16 protein-coding genes are annotated in these 16892 nt (G+C 63.9%); 10 read left to right on the top strand and 6 right to left on the bottom strand.

Features of this window, described 5'->3' with window-relative positions:
* Nucleotides 1–51 precede the first annotated feature (51 nt).
* From FQ664_RS09040 to FQ664_RS09030, 3 genes are all read right to left on the bottom strand, one after another.
* Nucleotides 52–1716 carry a cation acetate symporter gene (locus tag FQ664_RS09040; protein ID WP_144171630.1) on the bottom strand — a complete coding sequence of 555 codons (1665 nt, stop codon included), beginning with the start codon at nucleotides 1714–1716 and terminating at the stop codon, nucleotides 52–54.
* Complete coding sequence (locus tag FQ664_RS09035) at nucleotides 1713–2024, bottom strand: DUF485 domain-containing protein (RefSeq protein ID WP_003260090.1); 312 nt, start codon at nucleotides 2022–2024, stop codon at nucleotides 1713–1715. Before FQ664_RS09035 ends, FQ664_RS09040 begins: the two co-directional genes overlap by 4 nt.
* 243 nt (nucleotides 2025–2267) lie before the next feature.
* The gene (locus FQ664_RS09030) at nucleotides 2268–3128 is read right to left on the bottom strand and encodes a glycine betaine ABC transporter substrate-binding protein (RefSeq protein ID WP_144171629.1); all 861 of its coding nucleotides are present in this window, start codon (nucleotides 3126–3128) and stop codon (nucleotides 2268–2270) included.
* Nucleotides 3129–3325: 197 nt separating this feature from the next.
* On the opposite strand from FQ664_RS09030, the gene FQ664_RS09025 reads away from it, so the two are divergent.
* Nucleotides 3326–4891 (top strand): glycoside hydrolase family 17 protein, encoded by a 1566-nt coding sequence (locus FQ664_RS09025; RefSeq protein WP_144171628.1) that lies wholly within the window; start codon nucleotides 3326–3328, stop codon nucleotides 4889–4891.
* A 55-nt stretch (nucleotides 4892–4946) separates the two neighbouring features.
* On the opposite strand, the gene FQ664_RS09020 is transcribed toward FQ664_RS09025, so the two are convergent.
* Nucleotides 4947–5315: a hypothetical protein gene (locus FQ664_RS09020; protein WP_144171627.1), complete on the bottom strand. Its 369-nt coding sequence runs from the start codon at nucleotides 5313–5315 to the stop codon at nucleotides 4947–4949.
* A 190-nt stretch (nucleotides 5316–5505) separates the two neighbouring features.
* On the opposite strand from FQ664_RS09020, the gene FQ664_RS09015 reads away from it, so the two are divergent.
* Complete coding sequence (locus FQ664_RS09015) at nucleotides 5506–6804, top strand: serine/threonine protein kinase (protein WP_144171626.1); 1299 nt, start codon at nucleotides 5506–5508, stop codon at nucleotides 6802–6804.
* Nucleotides 6797–7621 (top strand): MlaA family lipoprotein, encoded by an 825-nt coding sequence (locus FQ664_RS09010; protein WP_144171625.1) that lies wholly within the window; start codon nucleotides 6797–6799, stop codon nucleotides 7619–7621. The genes FQ664_RS09015 and FQ664_RS09010 overlap by 8 nt, the downstream gene beginning before the upstream one ends.
* A gap of 115 nt (nucleotides 7622–7736) precedes the next feature.
* On the opposite strand, the gene FQ664_RS09005 is transcribed toward FQ664_RS09010, so the two are convergent.
* Nucleotides 7737–8885 (bottom strand): patatin-like phospholipase family protein, encoded by a 1149-nt coding sequence (locus FQ664_RS09005; RefSeq protein ID WP_144171624.1) that lies wholly within the window; start codon nucleotides 8883–8885, stop codon nucleotides 7737–7739.
* Between the two features lie 148 nt (nucleotides 8886–9033).
* Complete coding sequence (locus tag FQ664_RS08995) at nucleotides 9034–9969, bottom strand: lipid A biosynthesis lauroyl acyltransferase (protein ID WP_063911595.1); 936 nt, start codon at nucleotides 9967–9969, stop codon at nucleotides 9034–9036.
* A gap of 111 nt (nucleotides 9970–10080) precedes the next feature.
* Between FQ664_RS08995 and minC the strand changes: the two genes are divergently transcribed.
* From minC to FQ664_RS08965, 7 genes are all read left to right on the top strand, one after another.
* The gene (gene minC, locus FQ664_RS08990) at nucleotides 10081–10839 is read left to right on the top strand and encodes a septum site-determining protein MinC (protein ID WP_144171623.1); all 759 of its coding nucleotides are present in this window, start codon (nucleotides 10081–10083) and stop codon (nucleotides 10837–10839) included.
* Between the two features lie 101 nt (nucleotides 10840–10940).
* Entirely contained in the window at nucleotides 10941–11753 is an 813-nt protein-coding gene (minD, locus tag FQ664_RS08985; protein WP_114167976.1) for a septum site-determining protein MinD, read from the top strand.
* A 3-nt stretch (nucleotides 11754–11756) separates the two neighbouring features.
* Entirely contained in the window at nucleotides 11757–12011 is a 255-nt protein-coding gene (gene minE / locus FQ664_RS08980; protein ID WP_003252572.1) for a cell division topological specificity factor MinE, read from the top strand.
* Nucleotides 12012–12168: 157 nt separating this feature from the next.
* Nucleotides 12169–12804: an RluA family pseudouridine synthase gene (locus FQ664_RS08975; protein ID WP_144171622.1), complete on the top strand. Its 636-nt coding sequence runs from the start codon at nucleotides 12169–12171 to the stop codon at nucleotides 12802–12804.
* A gap of 169 nt (nucleotides 12805–12973) precedes the next feature.
* Complete coding sequence (locus FQ664_RS08970; RefSeq protein WP_144171621.1) at nucleotides 12974–14263, top strand: M18 family aminopeptidase; 1290 nt, start codon at nucleotides 12974–12976, stop codon at nucleotides 14261–14263.
* Between the two features lie 188 nt (nucleotides 14264–14451).
* Entirely contained in the window at nucleotides 14452–14619 is a 168-nt protein-coding gene (locus FQ664_RS27210; RefSeq protein WP_178076400.1) for a hypothetical protein, read from the top strand.
* 44 nt (nucleotides 14620–14663) lie between these two features.
* On the top strand, nucleotides 14664–16817 hold the full coding sequence (locus FQ664_RS08965; RefSeq protein ID WP_144171620.1) for a mechanosensitive ion channel family protein: 2154 nt from the start codon (nucleotides 14664–14666) through the stop codon (nucleotides 16815–16817).
* Nucleotides 16818–16892 lie beyond the last annotated feature (75 nt).

Raw genomic sequence — 16892 nt, 5'->3', positions numbered from 1 at the left:
ATGGGCCGCAAGGCGGCCCATCTCGATCAACAAGCAGGCATTACGCCGGCATCAGTGAGAAACCGCCCCACTCGCCCCCAGGCCAGTCTGCGACCGCACGAACTGCGGGAAGAACAGTGCACGTTCGTCTTCAGCTGCCTTGGACTTGTCGGTGACCGAGAAGAACCAGATGCTGACGAAGGCAATGGCCATCGAGAACAGCGCCGGGTACTCGTACGGGTAGATCGGCTTCTCGTGGCCGAGGATCTGTACCCAGATGGTCGGGCCGAGGACCATCAGCGTCACCGCGCTCACCAGGCCCAGCCAGCCGCCGATCATGGCGCCGCGGGTGGTCAGCTTCTTCCAGTACATCGAGAGCAGCAGTACCGGGAAGTTGCAGCTGGCGGCGATGGAGAACGCCAGACCGACCATGAAGGCGATGTTCTGCTTCTCGAACAGGATGCCCAGGCCGATCGCCAGCACCCCCAGGGCGACGGTGGTGATCTTCGACACGCGGATCTCGTCCTTGTCGTTGGCCTTGCCCTTGCGCCATACACTGGCGTACAGGTCGTGGGACACCGCCGAGGCACCGGCCAGGGTCAGGCCCGCAACCACCGCCAGAATGGTGGCGAAGGCCACTGCCGAGATGAAACCGAGGAACACACTGCCACCCACGGCGTTGGCCAGGTGCACCGCTGCCATGTTGTTGCCGCCCAGCAGGGCGCCAGCAGCGTCCTTGAAGTTCGGGTTGGTGCTGACCAGCAGGATGGCGCCAAAGCCGATGATGAAGGTAAGGATGTAGAAGTAGCCGATGAAGCCGGTGGCGTACAGCACGCTCTTGCGCGCTTCCTTGGCATCACTGACGGTGAAGAAGCGCATCAGGATGTGCGGCAGGCCAGCGGTACCGAACATCAGCGCCAGGCCCAGCGAGAACGCCGAGATCGGGTCCTTGACCAGGCCACCCGGGCTCATGATCGCCTCGCCTTTGGTGTGCACCTTGATCGCTTCGGAGAACAGGGTGTTGAAGTCGAAGCCCACGTGCTTCATCACCATCAGCGCCATGAAGCTGGCACCGGACAGCAGCAGCACAGCCTTGATGATCTGTACCCAGGTGGTGGCCAGCATGCCGCCGAACAGCACGTACAGGCACATCAGGATACCCACCAGGATTACCGCCACGTGGTAGTCCAGGCCGAACAGCAGCTCGATCAGCTTGCCGGCACCGACCATCTGGGCGATCAGGTAGAACGCCACCACCACCAGCGAGCCGGAGGCCGACAGGGTGCGGATTTCCTTCTGCCCGAGGCGGTACGAGGCCACGTCGGCAAACGTGTACTTGCCCAGGTTGCGCAGGCGCTCGGCGATCAGGAAGAGGATGATCGGCCAGCCGACCAGGAAGCCGATCGAGTAGATCAGGCCATCGTAGCCAGAGGTGAACACGAGTGCGGAAATACCCAGGAACGAGGCAGCCGACATGTAGTCGCCGGCAATTGCCAGGCCGTTCTGGAAGCCGGTGATCTTGCCGCCGGCAGCGTAGTAGTCGGATGCCGACTTGTTGCGCTTGGAGGCCCAGTAGGTGATGCAGAGGGTGAAGGCGACGAAGGCCACGAACATGGCGATCGCGGAGACGTTCAGTGGTTGCTTCTGCACCTCGCCGGTCAGGGCATCGGCAGCCCACACGGCGGGTGCGAAGGCTCCGCAGGCCAGTACGGCCAAGGCTTTGGCATGGCGAATCATTGTTGCGCCTCCTTCAGGATGGCCTTGTTCAGCTCATCGAATTCGCCGTTGGCGCGGCGTACGTAGATGGCGGTCAGGACGAATGCCGAGACGATCAGGCCGACGCCCAGGGGAATGCCCCAGGTAATCGATGACTCAGGGCTGAGCTTGGTACCCAGGATCTGAGGACCGTAGGCGATCAGGAGGATGAAGGCACAGTACAGGCCGAGCATGATCGCCGAGAGAATCCAGGCGAACCGTTCGCGTTTGGTGACCAGCTCCTTGAAGCGGGGGCTGTTTTGTATCGAGAGGTAAATGCTGTCGTTCATTGTTTTTGTCCTAGCAGCACAGATAGGGGTGGAACCCACGACCCTTACTTTATGCGGCTATCGGACGCCAACCAGACGACCTTAGTCTTAGATGCAACGGTGTTTTACAGATTGAGTAACAAAGCCATGGCCCATTCGCGGGTAAACCCGCTCCCACAGGGATCGCCACAAGCTTCAGCCTTGTGATATCCCTGTGGGAGCGGGTTTACCCGCGAAGCAGCAACACCGGCCCTGCAGGTTTGCTTACTTGCCAGTCCACTCCTTCACGCGATCAGGGTGCTTGGCCACCCAGTCCTTGGCCGCCGCTTCAGGCTTGGCGCCTTCCTGAATAGCCAGCATCACCTCGCCAATCTCGTCCTTCGACTGCCAGTTGAACTTCTTCAGGAACTCCGCCACTTCCGGGGCCTTGGTCGCCAGTTCCTTGCTGCCGATGCTGTTCACGGTTTCCGCGGCGCCATACACGCCTTTCGGGTCTTCGAGGAACTTCAGCTTCCACTTGGCGAACATCCAGTGCGGTACCCAGCCGGTCACCGCAATCGACTGCTGCTTGGCATAGGCACGGCCCAGCTCCGCAGTCATCGCAGCCCCCGAACTGGCCTGCAGCTTGTAGCCGGTCAGGTCATAGTCCTTGATGGCCTGGTCGGTCTTGAGCATCACGCCGGAGCCGGCGTCGATGCCGACGATCTTCTGCTTGAAGGTGTCGTCGGTCTTGAGGTCGGCAATGCTCACCGCCTTGACGTACTCGGGGACGATCAGGCCGATCTTGGCGTCCTTGAAGTTCGGGCCGTAGTCGACCACGTTGTCCTTGTTCTTGGCCCAATACTCGCCATGAGTCACCGGCAACCAGGCCGACAACATGGCATCGAGCTTGCCGGTTGCCACGCCCTGCCACATGATCCCGGTAGCCACGGCCTGCAACTTCACGTCGTAGCCGAGTTTCTGCTTGATCACTTCGGCGGCCACGTTGGTGGTCGCCACACTGTCGGCCCAACCATCCACGTAACCAATGCTGACTTCTTTGGCCATTGCCTGTGCCGCACTCATGGCCAGTACCATGGCGGTGCCCACACCCAGGAAACGTCGCACTTTTGTAATAGCAGCCATCAAAGCATCCCCTCGTCAGGTCTCGGAATTTGCATCATCGTCCTGCAACAATAGTCGACCTGCTCCAGCTACGACCTGTACCCGTCCCATATGCGACAGCACTATGCCATTAGCGCCATCGGCCTGCGCCGACCTGCGTGATCCTTGCATGCCAAAGGTTTGGCGCCGGGCTACTATCTACCCTTTTGCGCCTGACGATGGACCGCCCGATGCCCAGTTCTACCCGCCTGCTGCTGCCGTTCTACCTGCTTGCCTGCCTGCTCGCCCTGCTCGGGCTCGGAGGGCTCTGGTACGGGCTTGGCAAGCCGGTGCAACTGCCCGACGCGGCCAGCACGACGCACAAGCTGCAATGCGCCTCGTACACCCCGTTCGACAAGGACCAGTCGCCCTACGACCAGCCGTTGCGCTTGCGCCCGGCACGCATGGATGCCGACCTGGCGTTGCTGGCCGAGCGTTTCCAGTGCATCCGTACCTATTCCCAGACCGGTCTTGAGGCGATCCCGGCGCTGGCGCGCAAGCATGGCCTGAAGGTGATGCTGGGTGCCTGGGTCAACGCCCACCCGGCCGACACCGAGAAGGAAATCGACCTGCTGATCGCCGCCGCCAACGCCAACCCCGACGTGGTCAGCGCGGTGATCGTCGGCAACGAGACGCTGCTACGCAAGGAAGTGACCGGCGCGCACCTGGCCACGCTGATCGCCCGGGTGAAAAGCCAGGTCAAGGTGCCGGTGACCTACGCCGATGTGTGGGAATTCTGGTTGCAGCACCCGCAAGTGGCGCCTGCAGTGGACTTCCTGACTATCCACCTGCTGCCTTACTGGGAAGACGACCCGCGTGGCATCGACGAAGCCCTGGCCCATGTCGCCGATGTGCGTCGGGTGTTCGCCACGCGCTTCGCGCCCAAGGACATCCTGATCGGCGAAACCGGCTGGCCCAGCGAAGGCCGTCAGCGCGAGACCGCGGAGCCCAGCCGGGTCAACGAGGCGCGCTTCATTCGTGGGTTCGTGGCCATGGCCGAAAGCAACGGCTGGCACTACAACCTGATCGAGGCGTTCGACCAGCCATGGAAGCGCGCCAATGAGGGCGCGGTCGGCGGTTACTGGGGGCTTTACAATGCCGACCGGCAGGACAAGGGCGTACTTGAAGGGCCAGTGAGCAACCTGCCTTCCTGGCCGCAGTGGTTGCTGGCCAGTGCCGTGCTGACGGTGCTGATGCTGATGCTTGCCGGGCGCCCCGCCACGCCGACGGCGGCCGTGCTGCTGCCGTTGCTGGCGGCGTTCGGCGCGGGCTGCCTGGGGCTTTGGGGTGAGCTGATGCGTACCCATGCGCGCTTTGCCGGGGAATGGCTGTGGGCGCTGCTGCTGGCGGGGCTTAACCTGCTGGTGCTGGCTCATGCCGTGCTGGCCCTGGCGCGGCGTGCGGGCTGGCGCGAGCGCCTGTACGCCTGGTTGCAGGCGCGGGCCGGCTGGCTGTTGCTGGCGGCGGGCTTTGCTGCGGCGGTGAGCATGCTGGCGATGGTGTTCGACCCGCGCTATCGCAGCTTCCCCAGCGCAGCGCTGGCGTTGCCGGCACTGGTGTTTGCACTGTGGCCGGTGCGAGCGCCGCGGGCCGAGGTGGCGTTGCTGGCGTTCATCGTCGGTGCCGGGGTGGCGCCGCAGTTGTTTGTGGAGGGGCTGGAGAACCAGCAGGCCTGGGGGTGGGCGGCGGTGAGTTTGTTGATGACGGTGGCGTTGTGGCGGAGCTTGCGGTTGCGACCGGTTTGATTGTTGTGGTGGGGCGGAAATCGAGCGCCGCCACCACACCCAAGCCAGCCCCCTGTCAGCCGCGCCGCCGTGACCTGACCAGCCGCAACCCCGCCAGCACCAGCGCAAACACCGCAATGCTGGCGGTATACAGCACCAGTGCCGGCACCGCGAACACCAACGCCAGCACTGCCAGCCACCAGCCGACCCGCGCGGCAACCAACTGTGCCAGCAGCGCCAGCCCCAACCCACCCCAGGCCAGCACCTGGTGGTGAATGCCCAACCCCAGCAGCGAGCGTACCTCGCACTGCCAGTACGCTGTCGGCACCGTGCACAGCCCTACCCACTGACCGTCTTCCATCAGCCCATAACGCACGCCGTAACTGGCTGCGAGCAACAGCCCGATAAAAATTGCCACTAGCGCAACCGGCAGCGAGCGAGACATCCTGTTTTCCTATATCGGTAATCGAAAGCATCCATGATCGCTTATGCCCTGTAGCAAGGCAAAATCACAACCCTGCAACTATGTTGCAGATAACAAGCACACCAAAGGCCACCGCAACAGGCAACTTTGCCCGGTTAAATGTGGTCCTAGCCTGCACACTGCTCGACCTTGCGTTCTTTTGGGGGATTACATGCTTCGATCTTTGCGCCTCGCTGCCTTGCTCGGCGGCCTGCTCATGGCTGTGGCCGCTTCGGCGCGGGATATCGACGCCGCAAGCTATGGCTACCCCTTGACCAACCCGTTCGAGGCGACCATCGCCACCACGCCGCCGGAGCAGCGCCCCACCCTGCCCGGCGACGACGAAATCAGCCAGTCCGACTACAGCCTCAACCTGCGCCCGGACCGTGAGTTCACCCTGCCCGACAACTTCTGGGCAGTGAAAAAGCTCAAGTACCGCCTGGCCCGCCAGGACCGCGAGGCGCCGCTGATCTTCATCATCGCCGGCACCGGTGCGCCCTATACCAGCAGCATCAACGAGTACCTGAAAAAGCTGTTCTACCAGGCCGGCTTCCACGTGGTGCAGCTGTCGTCGCCCACCAGCTACGACTTCATGAGCGCCGCCTCGCGCTTCGCCACCCCCGGCGTCAGCCAGGATGATGCCGAAGACATGTACCGGGTGATGCAGGCCGTGCGCGCCCAGCACCCGCGCCTGCCGGTCAGCGAGTTCTACCTCACCGGCTACAGCCTGGGCGCACTCGACGCTGCCTTCGTCAGCCACCTGGACGAAACCCGCCGCAGCTTCAACTTCAAACGCGTGCTGCTGCTGAACCCACCGGTCAACCTGTACACCTCGATCAACAACCTCGACAAGCTGGTGCAGACCCAGGTCAAGGGTATCGACCGCAGCACCACCTTCTACGAGCTGATGCTGGCCAAGCTGACCCGCTACTTCCAGGAAAAGGGCTACATCGACCTCAATGAGGCCCTGCTGTACGACTTCCAGCAGTCGCGCCAGCACCTGTCCAACGAGCAGATGGCCATGCTGATCGGCACCTCGTTCCGCTTCTCGGCGGCCGACATCGCCTTCACCTCCGACCTGATCAACCGCCGCGGCCTGATCATTCCGCCGAAGTTCCCGATCACCGAGGGCAGCAGCCTCACACCGTTCTTCAAGCGTGCCCTGCAGTGCGACTTCGACTGCTACATGACCGAGCAGGTCATCCCCATGTGGCGCGCCCGCACCGACGGCAACAGCATCCTGCAACTGGTCAACCAGGTCAGCCTGTATGCGTTGGAAGACTACCTGCGCAGCAGCGACAAGATCGCCGTGATGCACAACGCCGACGACGTCATCCTCGGCCCGGGCGACATCGGTTTCCTGCGCAAGGTGTTCGGTGAGCGCCTGACCCTTTACCCCCATGGCGGCCATTGCGGCAACCTCAACTACCGCGTCAACAGTGACGCCATGCTGGAGTTCTTCCGTGGTTAACAAACTCCTCTTCGCCACTGCCCTGTTCGCCGCCGGCCACGCCCTGGCCACCGAACCCGCCCCGCGGGCCAGCGTGATCGAGGCCGACCCGCAAGTCACCGCAGCACCGCTGGCACCCGAGGCCGATGGTTTCGTCGACCCGCTGCGCGAGCTGAAATTCAACCCGGGGCTGGACCAGCGCGAGTTCGAGCGCTCTACCCTGCAAGCACTGAACGTGTACGATCCGCTGGAGTCGATCAACCGGCGCGTCTACCACTTCAACTACCGCCTGGACCAATGGGTGCTGCTGCCGATGGTCAGCGGCTACCAGTACGTTACCCCGCGCTTCGTGCGCACCGGGGTGAGCAACTTCTTCAACAACCTGGGCGACGTGCCGAACCTGTTCAACAGCGTGTTGCAGCTAAAGGCCAAGCGCTCGGCGGAGATCACCGCGCGGCTGATGTTCAACACCATCATCGGCGTGGGTGGGCTGTGGGACCCGGCGACCGCGATGGGCCTGCCACGGCAGAGCGAGGACTTTGGCCAGACCCTGGGCTTCTATGGCGTACCGGACGGGCCATACCTGATGCTGCCGGTGCTGGGGCCGTCGAACCTGCGCGACACCACCGGGCTGCTGGTGGACTATGCGGGCGAACAGGCGATCAACTACCTGAACGTGGCCGAAGCCAGCAGCGACCACCCGGAAATCTCCGTGTTGCGTGTGGTGGACAAGCGCTACAGCACCAAATTCCGCTATGGCCAGCTCAACTCGCCGTTCGAATACGAGAAGGTGCGGTATGTGTATACCCAGGCGCGCAAACTGCAGATAGCCGAGTAGGCAGGCCCGGCCCTTTCGCGGGTAAACCCGCTCCCACAGGGACCGCGCCGCTCTCAAGGGCTGTGCCGTACCTGTGGGAGCGGGTTCACCCGCGAAGAGGCCGGCACAGGCAACATCAAATCCCCAGGAACTGGCACAGCTCCCGCTTCTTGGCCAACGCATCCTTTCGCCCCAGCTCAATCAGCTCGCTGCAGTAACTGGCCTCGAACAGCAGATAGCTCAACACCCCCGCCCCGCTGGTACGCGTCGCCCCCGGTCCGCGCAGGAACACACGCAACGCCGCCGGCAACTCGCGCCGGTGCCGCGCGGCAATCTCGTCCAGCGGCTGGCTGGGCGCTACCACCAACACGTCGATTGGCGCCAGGCCCAGGCGCCGGGCATCCAGGTGCGCCGGCAACAGCTGGCTCAAGTGGTTCAGGCGCTGCAGCAGCTCGATGTCGTCTTCCAGGCTGTCAATGAACGTGCTGTTGAGCATGTGCCCACCGATCTGCGCCAGGCTCGGCTGCTGCCCGCTGAACACGCGCTGGGTCGGCAACGGTGGCGCCGGCCGCTGCGGGTTGCCGCTGACCCCGACTACCAGGACCCGGCTGGCGCCCAGGTGCAGGGCCGGGCTGATCGGTGCCGACTGGCGTACCGCGCCATCACCGAAATATTCGTCGCCCAGCCGCACCGGAGCGAACAGCAGCGGGATGGCCGCACTGGCCAGCAGGTGGTCGATGGTCAACGGCGTGGGCATGCCGATGCGGCGGTGGCGCAACCAGGCTTCGATGGTGCCGCGGCCCTGATAGAAAGTCACCGCCTGGCCGGATTCGTAGCCGAAGGCGGTCACCGCGACGGCGCGCAGTTGCTCGGCGGCCAGGGAGTGGGCGATGCCGTCCAGGTTCAACTGCGCCTGCAGCAAGCCGCGCAATGGGCTGCTGTCCAGTAGCGCCACTGGCGCCGGGCCACCCACGCCCAACAGGTTATGGGCAACGAAGCGGCTAGCCTGGCGGACCACCCCGGGCCAGTCGCTGCGGATGACCAGGTGGCTGCGCAAGTTCTGCCAGAAGGCGGTGAGCCGTTGTACGGCATCGTTGAAATGGGTGGCGCCGCTGGCCAGGGTGACGGCGTTGATGGCGCCGGCGGAGGTGCCGACGATGACCGGGAACGGGTTGCGCGCGCCAGCGGGCAGCAGCTCGGCGATGCCGGCCAGCACGCCGACCTGATAGGCGGCGCGGGCGCCGCCGCCAGAAAGGATAAGACCGGTTACCGGGGGTGACGCCATGGAGTCCTTCCTGGGATTGATGTGCGTTCAGGCTCGGCCTCTTCGCGGGTGAACCCGCTCCCACTAGGGCTGCACAACCTTCAAGCCTTGTGAAATACCTGTGGGAGCGGGTTCACCCGCGAAGAGGCCGGCACAGGCCAAACGAAATTCAGCGCTTTTTCTTGTCATACAGCCGCGGCGCCCCTTCGGGCCGCGACTTGAACCGGCGGTGCGCCCACAGGTACTGCTCGGGGCACTCGCGCAACACGCTCTCGACCCACTGGTTGATGCGCAGGCAGTCGGCCTCTTCGCTTTCCCCGGGGAAGTCCGCCAGCGGCGGGTGGATCACCAGACGATAGCCGCTGCCATCTTCCAGGCGCTTCTGGGTGAACGGAATCACCTGCGCCTTGCCCAACCGGGCAAACTTGGTGGTGGCGGTCACCGTCGCCGCCGGGATGCCGAACAGCGGCACGAACAGGCTCTGCTTCGCGCCATAGTCCTGGTCGGGTGCGTACCAGATCGCCCGGCCCGAACGCAGCAGCTTGAGCATGCCGCGCACATCCTCGCGCTCCACCGCCAGGGAGTCGAGGTTATGCCGCTCGCGGCCGCTGCGCTGGATGAAGTCGAACAGCGGGTTGCCGTGCTCGCGGTACATGCCGTCGATGGTGTGCTGCTGGCCCAGCAGCGCGGCGCCGATTTCCAGGGTGGTGAAGTGCACCGCCATCAGGATGGCACCCTGCCCCGCCTGCTGGGCGGCCTGCAGGTGCTCCAGCCCCTCGACATGGGCCAGGCGCGCCAGCCGGGCCTTGGGCCACCACCAGCTCATGGCCATTTCGAAGAAGGCGATACCGGTAGAGGCGAAGTTGGCCTTGAGCAGACGCTGCCGTTCGTCGACCGACAACTCGGGGAAGCACAGTTCCAGGTTGCGCGCGGCAATCCGCCGCCGTTCACCGGCAAAGCGGTACATTACCGCACCCAGCGCGGCACCGACTTTCAACAGGACCCGGTACGGCAACTGGACCACCAGCCACAGCAGGCCCAGGCCCAGCCACAGGCCCCAGAAACGTGGGTGAAGGAAATAGGGACGAAAACGCGGGCGTTCCATTGAAGCTTCCGGAAAGACAAAGGCCGCGCATTCTACAACGGATCAGCGCATGTTGCGGGCAACCGGTGTTATCGTTATAAGTCAGGGCACTTTTTTCGCAACAAGCCGTCTATGCAGACCATGAGCCCAAACCACACACCCGACACCGCCTCCGTGTTCCAGCTCAAGGGCAGCATGCTCGCCATTACCGTGCTGGAACTGGCGCGCAATGACCTTGAAGCCCTCGACCGCCAGCTGGCGGCCAAAGTCGCCCAGGCACCGAACTTCTTCAGCAACACGCCGCTGGTGCTGGCGCTGGACAAGCTGCCGGCCGACGCGGGGGCAATCGACCTGCCTGGCTTGATGCGGATCTGCCGCCACCACGGCCTGCGTACCCTGGCCATCCGCGCCAACCGCATCGAGGACATCGCCGCCGCCATCGCCATCGACCTGCCGGTGCTGCCGCCATCCGGCGCCCGCGAGCGGCCGCTGGAGCCCGAGCCCGAGGTGAAGAAACCCGAACCGGCCCCCGTCCCGCCGCCGATCCTGGAACCCGAAGTGCGCCCGACCCGCATCATCACTGCGCCAGTACGTGGCGGCCAGCAGATCTATGCTCAGGGCGGCGACCTGGTGGTGACCGGTTCGGTCAGCCCGGGGGCGGAACTTCTGGCCGATGGCAACATCCATGTGTACGGCGCCATGCGCGGCCGCGCCCTGGCCGGCATCAAAGGCAATACCAAGGCACGTATCTTCTGCCAGCAGATGACCGCCGAAATGGTCTCCATCGCCGGCCAGTACAAGGTCTGCGAAGACCTGCGCCGCGACCCGCTGTGGGGCACCGGCGTGCAAGTCAGCCTGTCTGGCGACGTGTTGAACATCACCCGTCTTTAACGGATACTTGCCAGCATTTTTAGTGCAACTTTTCTTACCGTTGCCATTTATTTGTATTTTTGCAGGGACTTGTGTCCCGATTATTTTAGGGGTGAAACACCTTGGCCAAGATTATCGTGGTTACTTCCGGCAAGGGGGGGGTGGGCAAGACCACCACCAGCGCCGCCATTGGTACCGGCCTCGCACTGCGTGGCCACAAGACCGTCATCGTCGACTTCGACGTGGGCCTGCGTAACCTCGATCTGATCATGGGCTGCGAACGCCGCGTGGTGTACGACTTCGTCAACGTGGTCAACGGTGAAGCCAACCTGCAACAGGCCCTGATCAAGGACAAGCGCCTCGAGAACCTGTACGTGCTGGCCGCCAGCCAGACCCGTGACAAGGACGCGCTGACCCAGGAAGGCGTGGAAAAGGTCCTGATGGAGCTGAAGAAAGACTTCGAATTCGTCATCTGCGACTCGCCGGCCGGTATCGAGAAAGGTGCACACCTGGCCATGTACTTTGCCGACGAGGCCGTCGTGGTCACCAACCCCGAGGTGTCCTCGGTACGTGACTCCGACCGCATGCTGGGCATCCTGTCGAGCAAGTCGCGCCGCTCCGAGAACGGCGAAGAGCCAATCAAGGAACACCTGCTGATCACCCGCTACCACCCGGAGCGCGTGGAAAAGGGCGAAATGCTGAGCATCGCCGACGTCGAAGAGATCCTGGCGATCAAGCTCAAGGGTGTGATCCCCGAGAGCCAGGCAGTGCTCAAGGCTTCCAACCAGGGTATCCCGGTCATCCTCGACGACCAGAGCGATGCCGGCCAGGCCTATAGCGATACCGTCGACCGTCTGCTGGGCAAAGAAAAGCCCCTGCGGTTCATCGAAGTGCCGAAGCAAGGATTCTTCGCGCGCCTGTTTGGAGGCAAGTAAACCATGAACCTTTTTGACTTCTTTCGTGGCAGACAGAAACAGACCAGCGCGTCGGTAGCGAAAGAGCGTCTACAGATCATCGTGGCGCACGAGCGCGGCCAACGCAGCGAACCGGACTACCTGCCAGCGCTGCAGAAAGAGCTGCTGGAAGTGATCCGCAAGTATGTGAACATCGGCAACGATGATGTGCATATCGAGCTGGAAAACCAGGGTAGCTGCTCGATTCTGGAGCTGAACATCACCTTGCCGGATCGCTGATTTCGCGACCAGGCCTGGATCATTGGGGCTGCTTTGCAGCCCATCGCCGCCAAGCCAGCTCCCACAGGTACAGCGCCAACCCTGTGGGAGCTGGCTTGCCGGCGATGGGCCGCAAAGCGGCCCCGCTGTTTTCCCCCGAGTTAACCGAGACCAAGCAATGCCGCTGTCCAACATCCAGATCCTGCACGAAGACGCCGCCATCCTGGTGATCAACAAACCGACCCTGCTGCTGTCGGTACCCGGCCGCGCCGAGGACAACAAGGACTGCCTGATCACTCGCCTGCAGGAAAACGGCTACCCCGACGCGTTGATCGTGCACCGCCTGGACTGGGAAACCTCCGGCATCATCCTGCTGGCCCGGGATGCCGACAGCCACCGTGAGCTGTCGCGCCAGTTCCATGACCGCGAAACCGAAAAGGCCTACACCGCGCTGTGCTGGGGCCAACCGACGCTGGACAGCGGCAGCATCGACCTGCCTCTGCGCTACGACCCGCCGACCAAGCCACGGCATGTGGTGGACCATGAGCAGGGCAAGCATGCGCTGACCTTCTGGCGTATCGTCGAGCGCTGCGGTGATTACTGCCGGGTAGAACTGACACCGATTACCGGGCGTTCGCACCAGTTGCGCGTGCACATGCTGTCGATCGGGCACCCGCTGCTGGGCGACCGGCTGTATGCCAACCCCGAGGCACTGGCGGCCCATGAGCGGCTGTGCCTGCATGCCTCGATGCTGAGCTTTACCCACCCGGTGTCCGGGGAGCGGTTGAAGTTCGAGTGCCCTGCGCCCTTCTGAATTTGTACAGTCTGTACTGGCCTCTTCGCGGCTAAAGCCGCTCCCACAGGGACCGCACCGCTTTCGAGGGTTGTGCAGTACCTGTAGGAGCGGCTTTAGCCGCGAAGAGGCAGACACAAATTGTCGACCTAATACGCTAAACTCGCGCCACTGCTGTCTGGAGTGAGCTATGCGCGACGCACTGAATTCTGGCCTTATCGACTTCCTCAAGGCCTCCCCCACGCCCTTCCATGCCACCGCCAGCCTGGCCCAGCGCCTGGAAGCTGCCGGCTACCAGCGCCTGGACGAGCGCGACAGCTGGGCCACAGTGCCTGGCGGTCGCTATTACGTCACCCGGAACGACTCATCGATCATCGCCATCAAGCTGGGCAAGCAAGCCCCACTGCTGAACGGTATCCGCATGGTCGGTGCCCACACCGACAGCCCGTGCCTGCGGGTCAAGCCGCAGCCCGAACTGCAACGCCAGGGCTTCCTGCAGCTGGGTGTAGAAGTGTATGGCGGCGCCTTGCTCGCGCCATGGTTCGACCGCGACCTGTCGCTGGCCGGCCGGGTCACCTATCGCCGTGACGGCAAGGTTGAAAGCCAGCTGATCGACTTCAAGCTGCCAATCGCGATCATCCCCAACCTGGCCATCCATCTCAACCGCACCGCCAACGAAGGCTGGGCGATCAACCCGCAGAACGAGCTGCCGCCAATCCTGGCCCAGGTGGCGGGTGACGAGCGCATCGACTTCCGCGCCCTGCTCACCGAGCAACTGGCCCGCGAGCACGAGCTGATCGCCGACGTGGTACTGGATTACGAGCTGAGCTTCTACGACACCCAGGACGCCGCGCTGGTCGGCCTGAACGGCGACTTCATCGCCGGTGCGCGCCTGGACAACCTGTTGTCGTGCTACGCCGGCCTGCAGGCCTTGCTGGCAGCCGACAGCGACGAAACCTGCGTGCTGGTGTGCAACGACCACGAAGAAGTCGGCAGCTGCTCGGCCTGCGGTGCCGACGGCCCGATGCTGGAGCAGACCCTGCAGCGCTTGCTACCGGATGGCGACGCCTACGTGCGCACCCTCCAGCGCTCGCTGATGGTGTCGGCCGACAACGCCCACGGCGTACACCCCAACTACGCCGACAAGCATGACGGCAACCACGGGCCCAAGCTCAATGCCGGGCCGGTGATCAAGGTGAACAACAACCAGCGCTACGCCACCAACAGCGAAACCGCCGGGTTCTTCCGCCACCTGTGCATGGCCGAGGAAGTGCCGGTGCAAAGCTTTGTGGTGCGCAGCGACATGGGCTGCGGCTCGACCATCGGGCCAATCGCGGCCAGCCACCTGGGCGTGCGTACGGTGGATATCGGCTTGCCGACCTTTGCCATGCACTCGATTCGCGAGCTGTGCGGTAGCCATGACCTGGCGCACCTGGTGAAAGTGCTGAGCGCCTTCTACCGTAGCCGCGAGCTGCCTTGATGCCTTGATGCAAGCAGGCCCGGCCTCTTCGCGGGTAAACCCGCTCCCACAGGAACTGTGCGGTACCTGTGGGAGCGGGTTTACCCGCGAAGAGGCCGGGCCTGCTTGCACCTGCTCAAGGTCAATCCCGCTCTGCCCGCTACCCGCTATGCTTGTTGCATGGCCCCATTGCAAAAGGATTGCTGTCCATGTCCCCGTTCCTCTCCCTGTTCGTGCCAGTGTTTCTGTTCCTGTTGCTGCTGACCGTCGGCTTCAGCCTGCGCGAGCGCAACATCGGCGTCGTGATGATGTGGGTCGGCACGCTGGGTATCTTCGGCCTCACCTGCTGGAAAATCCTGGAGCAACTGCCGTCGTGAACCTCTACACTCGGTCAATCGTTTGACCTGAGGTAGTTTTGCCAGTGCCTGCCCTTCTACGTTGCCTGTTCCTGCTGCTGTTCCTCTTTCTCACCCCGGTACAGGCGGCGGGCCTGCCCGGCCTGCTTGGTGGCAGTGCGCCGGCACAGCCGGAAGCGACCGAACCGCTGGGCAAGTCGCTGGACGAGGTGATCAAGAACCTGGAAAACGACCAGCAGCGCGCCAAGCTGCTGGCCGACCTGAAAAAGCTGCGCGACGCCACCAGGCAATCGCAACCCAGCGTCGAACAGGGCGTGCTCGGCCTGATCGGCGGTGCCCTGAATGACTTCGAAAAACAGTTCAGCGGCGATGCCAGCCCGTTCCATCGCTGGGCCGCGGAAATCGAGCAGGCCCAGGCCGAACTGACCGAATTGATAGTGCCGGTGCACCAGTGGCCGGCCATCCTGTTCGGCTTTGCCGCCGTCATCGCCGTGTGGAGCGTGCTGGCCTACGCCCTCAACTGGGTCGGCCACCGGGTACGCCTGCGCTTTGGCCTGAGCGAGGAACTGCCACAGCACCCGCGCACCTGGGACCTGGTGCGTTTTGCCCTGCGCAAGCTGGGCCCGTGGCTGGTGGCGCTGGTGTTCACCGTATACCTGAGCTTCGTGCTACCGCCGTCACTGGGCAAATCGCTGGCCATGGTGCTGGCCTATGCCTTGGTCGTCGGCACCTGCTTCTCGGCCATCTGCGTGATCGCCTTCTCGCTGCTCGACGGCCCGCACCGCCACCGCGCCCTGCACATCCTGCGCCATCAGGCATTCCGCCCGCTGTGGCTGATCGGCAGCTTCGCCGCGTTTGGCGAAGCGATGAGCGACCCGCGCCTGATGGTCGCGCTCGGCACCCACCTGGCCCACACCCTGGCCACCCTGGCCAACGTGATTGCGGCGCTGTGCACCGGGCTGTTCATCCTGCGCTTCCGCCGCCCGATCGCCCACCTGATCCGCAACCAGCCGCTGTCACGGCGCCTGACCCGGCGCACCCTCAGCGACACCATCGAGATCCTCGGCAGCTTCTGGTTCGTGCCGGCACTGATCCTGGTGGCGATTTCGCTGTTCGCTACCTTCATCTCGGCCGGCGACACCAGCACCGCCCTGCGCCAGTCGCTGATGTGCACGGTGCTGGTGGTGGTGTGCATGGTGCTCAACGGCCTGGTGCGCCGCCACGCCGCCAACCCCAAGCGCGCCAGCAAGCGCCAGGCGGTGTACGCCGAGCGCTTGCGCAACTTCGGCTACCTGCTGGTGCACCTGTTCATCTGGCTGGTGTTCATCGAGCTGGGGCTGCGCGTATGGGGCCTGTCGATGATCGGCTTCGCCGAGGGCGACGGCCACGACATAAGCGTGCGCCTGCTGGGCCTGGCCGGCACGCTGATCGTCGCCTGGCTGGTGTGGATCCTTGCCGACACCGCCGTGCACCACGCCTTGGTGCGTTCGCGCCGGGGCCTGGCCAACGCCCGCGCGCAAACCATGATGCCGTTGATCCGCAACGTGATGTTCGTGGTCATCTTCATCATCGCGGTGATCGTTGCCCTGGCCAACATGGGCATGAACGTCACCCCGCTGCTGGCTGGTGCCGGGGTGATCGGCCTGGCCATCGGCTTTGGTGCGCAGTCGCTGGTGGCCGACCTGATCACCGGGTTGTTCATCATCATCGAGGATTCGCTGGCCATCGACGACTACGTGGATGTGGGCGGACACCTGGGCACGGTCGAGGGGCTGACCATCCGTACCGTGCGCCTGCGTGATATCGACGGCATCGTGCACACCATCCCGTTCAGCGAAATCAAGAGCATCAAGAACTACTCGCGCGAGTTCGGCTACGCGATCTTCCGCGTGGCGATCCCGCACAGCATGCACATCGACCAGGCGATCACGCTGATTCGCGAGGTCGGGCAGAAGCTGCGCAACGACCCGCTGATGCGCCGCAACATCTGGTCGCCGCTGGAACTACAGGGGGTGGAGAGCTTCGAGTCGGGTTCGGCGATCTTGCGGGCGCGGTTCAAGACCGCGCCGATCAAGCAGTGGGAGGTGTCGCGGGCGTTCAACCTGGCGTTGAAGCGGCAGCTGGATGAGGCCGGGCTGGACCTGGCGACGCCGCGGTTGTCGGTGCAGGTGGTTACCGCCGGGGGTGGCGGGATGGCGGAAACCGGTTCCTCCAGTTAGGGCCTCTTCGCCGGTGAACCCGCTCCCACAGTTACTGCGCAGACCCTGTGGGAGCGGGTTTACCCGCGAAGAAGG

It is taken from the genome of Pseudomonas persica (genome assembly GCF_900291015.1).
In the GTDB taxonomy this organism is placed as follows: domain Bacteria; phylum Pseudomonadota; class Gammaproteobacteria; order Pseudomonadales; family Pseudomonadaceae; genus Aquipseudomonas.
The sequence above is the reverse complement of the archived record's forward strand: the minus strand, read 5'-3'. Positions and strand labels throughout refer to the sequence as shown.

Coding starts and splice junctions, on each gene's coding strand:
- FQ664_RS09040 (WP_144171630.1), bottom strand. CDS start 1,716: ATGATTCGCCATGCCAAAGCCTTGGCCGTACTGGCCTGCGGAGCCTTC.
- FQ664_RS09035 (WP_003260090.1), bottom strand. CDS start 2,024: ATGAACGACAGCATTTACCTCTCGATACAAAACAGCCCCCGCTTCAAG.
- FQ664_RS09030 (WP_144171629.1), bottom strand. CDS start 3,128: ATGGCTGCTATTACAAAAGTGCGACGTTTCCTGGGTGTGGGCACCGCC.
- FQ664_RS09025 (WP_144171628.1), top strand. CDS start 3,326: ATGGACCGCCCGATGCCCAGTTCTACCCGCCTGCTGCTGCCGTTCTAC.
- FQ664_RS09020 (WP_144171627.1), bottom strand. CDS start 5,315: ATGTCTCGCTCGCTGCCGGTTGCGCTAGTGGCAATTTTTATCGGGCTG.
- FQ664_RS09015 (WP_144171626.1), top strand. CDS start 5,506: ATGCTTCGATCTTTGCGCCTCGCTGCCTTGCTCGGCGGCCTGCTCATG.
- FQ664_RS09005 (WP_144171624.1), bottom strand. CDS start 8,885: ATGGCGTCACCCCCGGTAACCGGTCTTATCCTTTCTGGCGGCGGCGCC.
- FQ664_RS08995 (WP_063911595.1), bottom strand. CDS start 9,969: ATGGAACGCCCGCGTTTTCGTCCCTATTTCCTTCACCCACGTTTCTGG.
- minC (WP_144171623.1), top strand. CDS start 10,081: ATGCAGACCATGAGCCCAAACCACACACCCGACACCGCCTCCGTGTTC.
- minE (WP_003252572.1), top strand. CDS start 11,757: ATGAACCTTTTTGACTTCTTTCGTGGCAGACAGAAACAGACCAGCGCG.
- FQ664_RS08975 (WP_144171622.1), top strand. CDS start 12,169: ATGCCGCTGTCCAACATCCAGATCCTGCACGAAGACGCCGCCATCCTG.
- FQ664_RS08970 (WP_144171621.1), top strand. CDS start 12,974: ATGCGCGACGCACTGAATTCTGGCCTTATCGACTTCCTCAAGGCCTCC.
- FQ664_RS27210 (WP_178076400.1), top strand. CDS start 14,452: ATGTCCCCGTTCCTCTCCCTGTTCGTGCCAGTGTTTCTGTTCCTGTTG.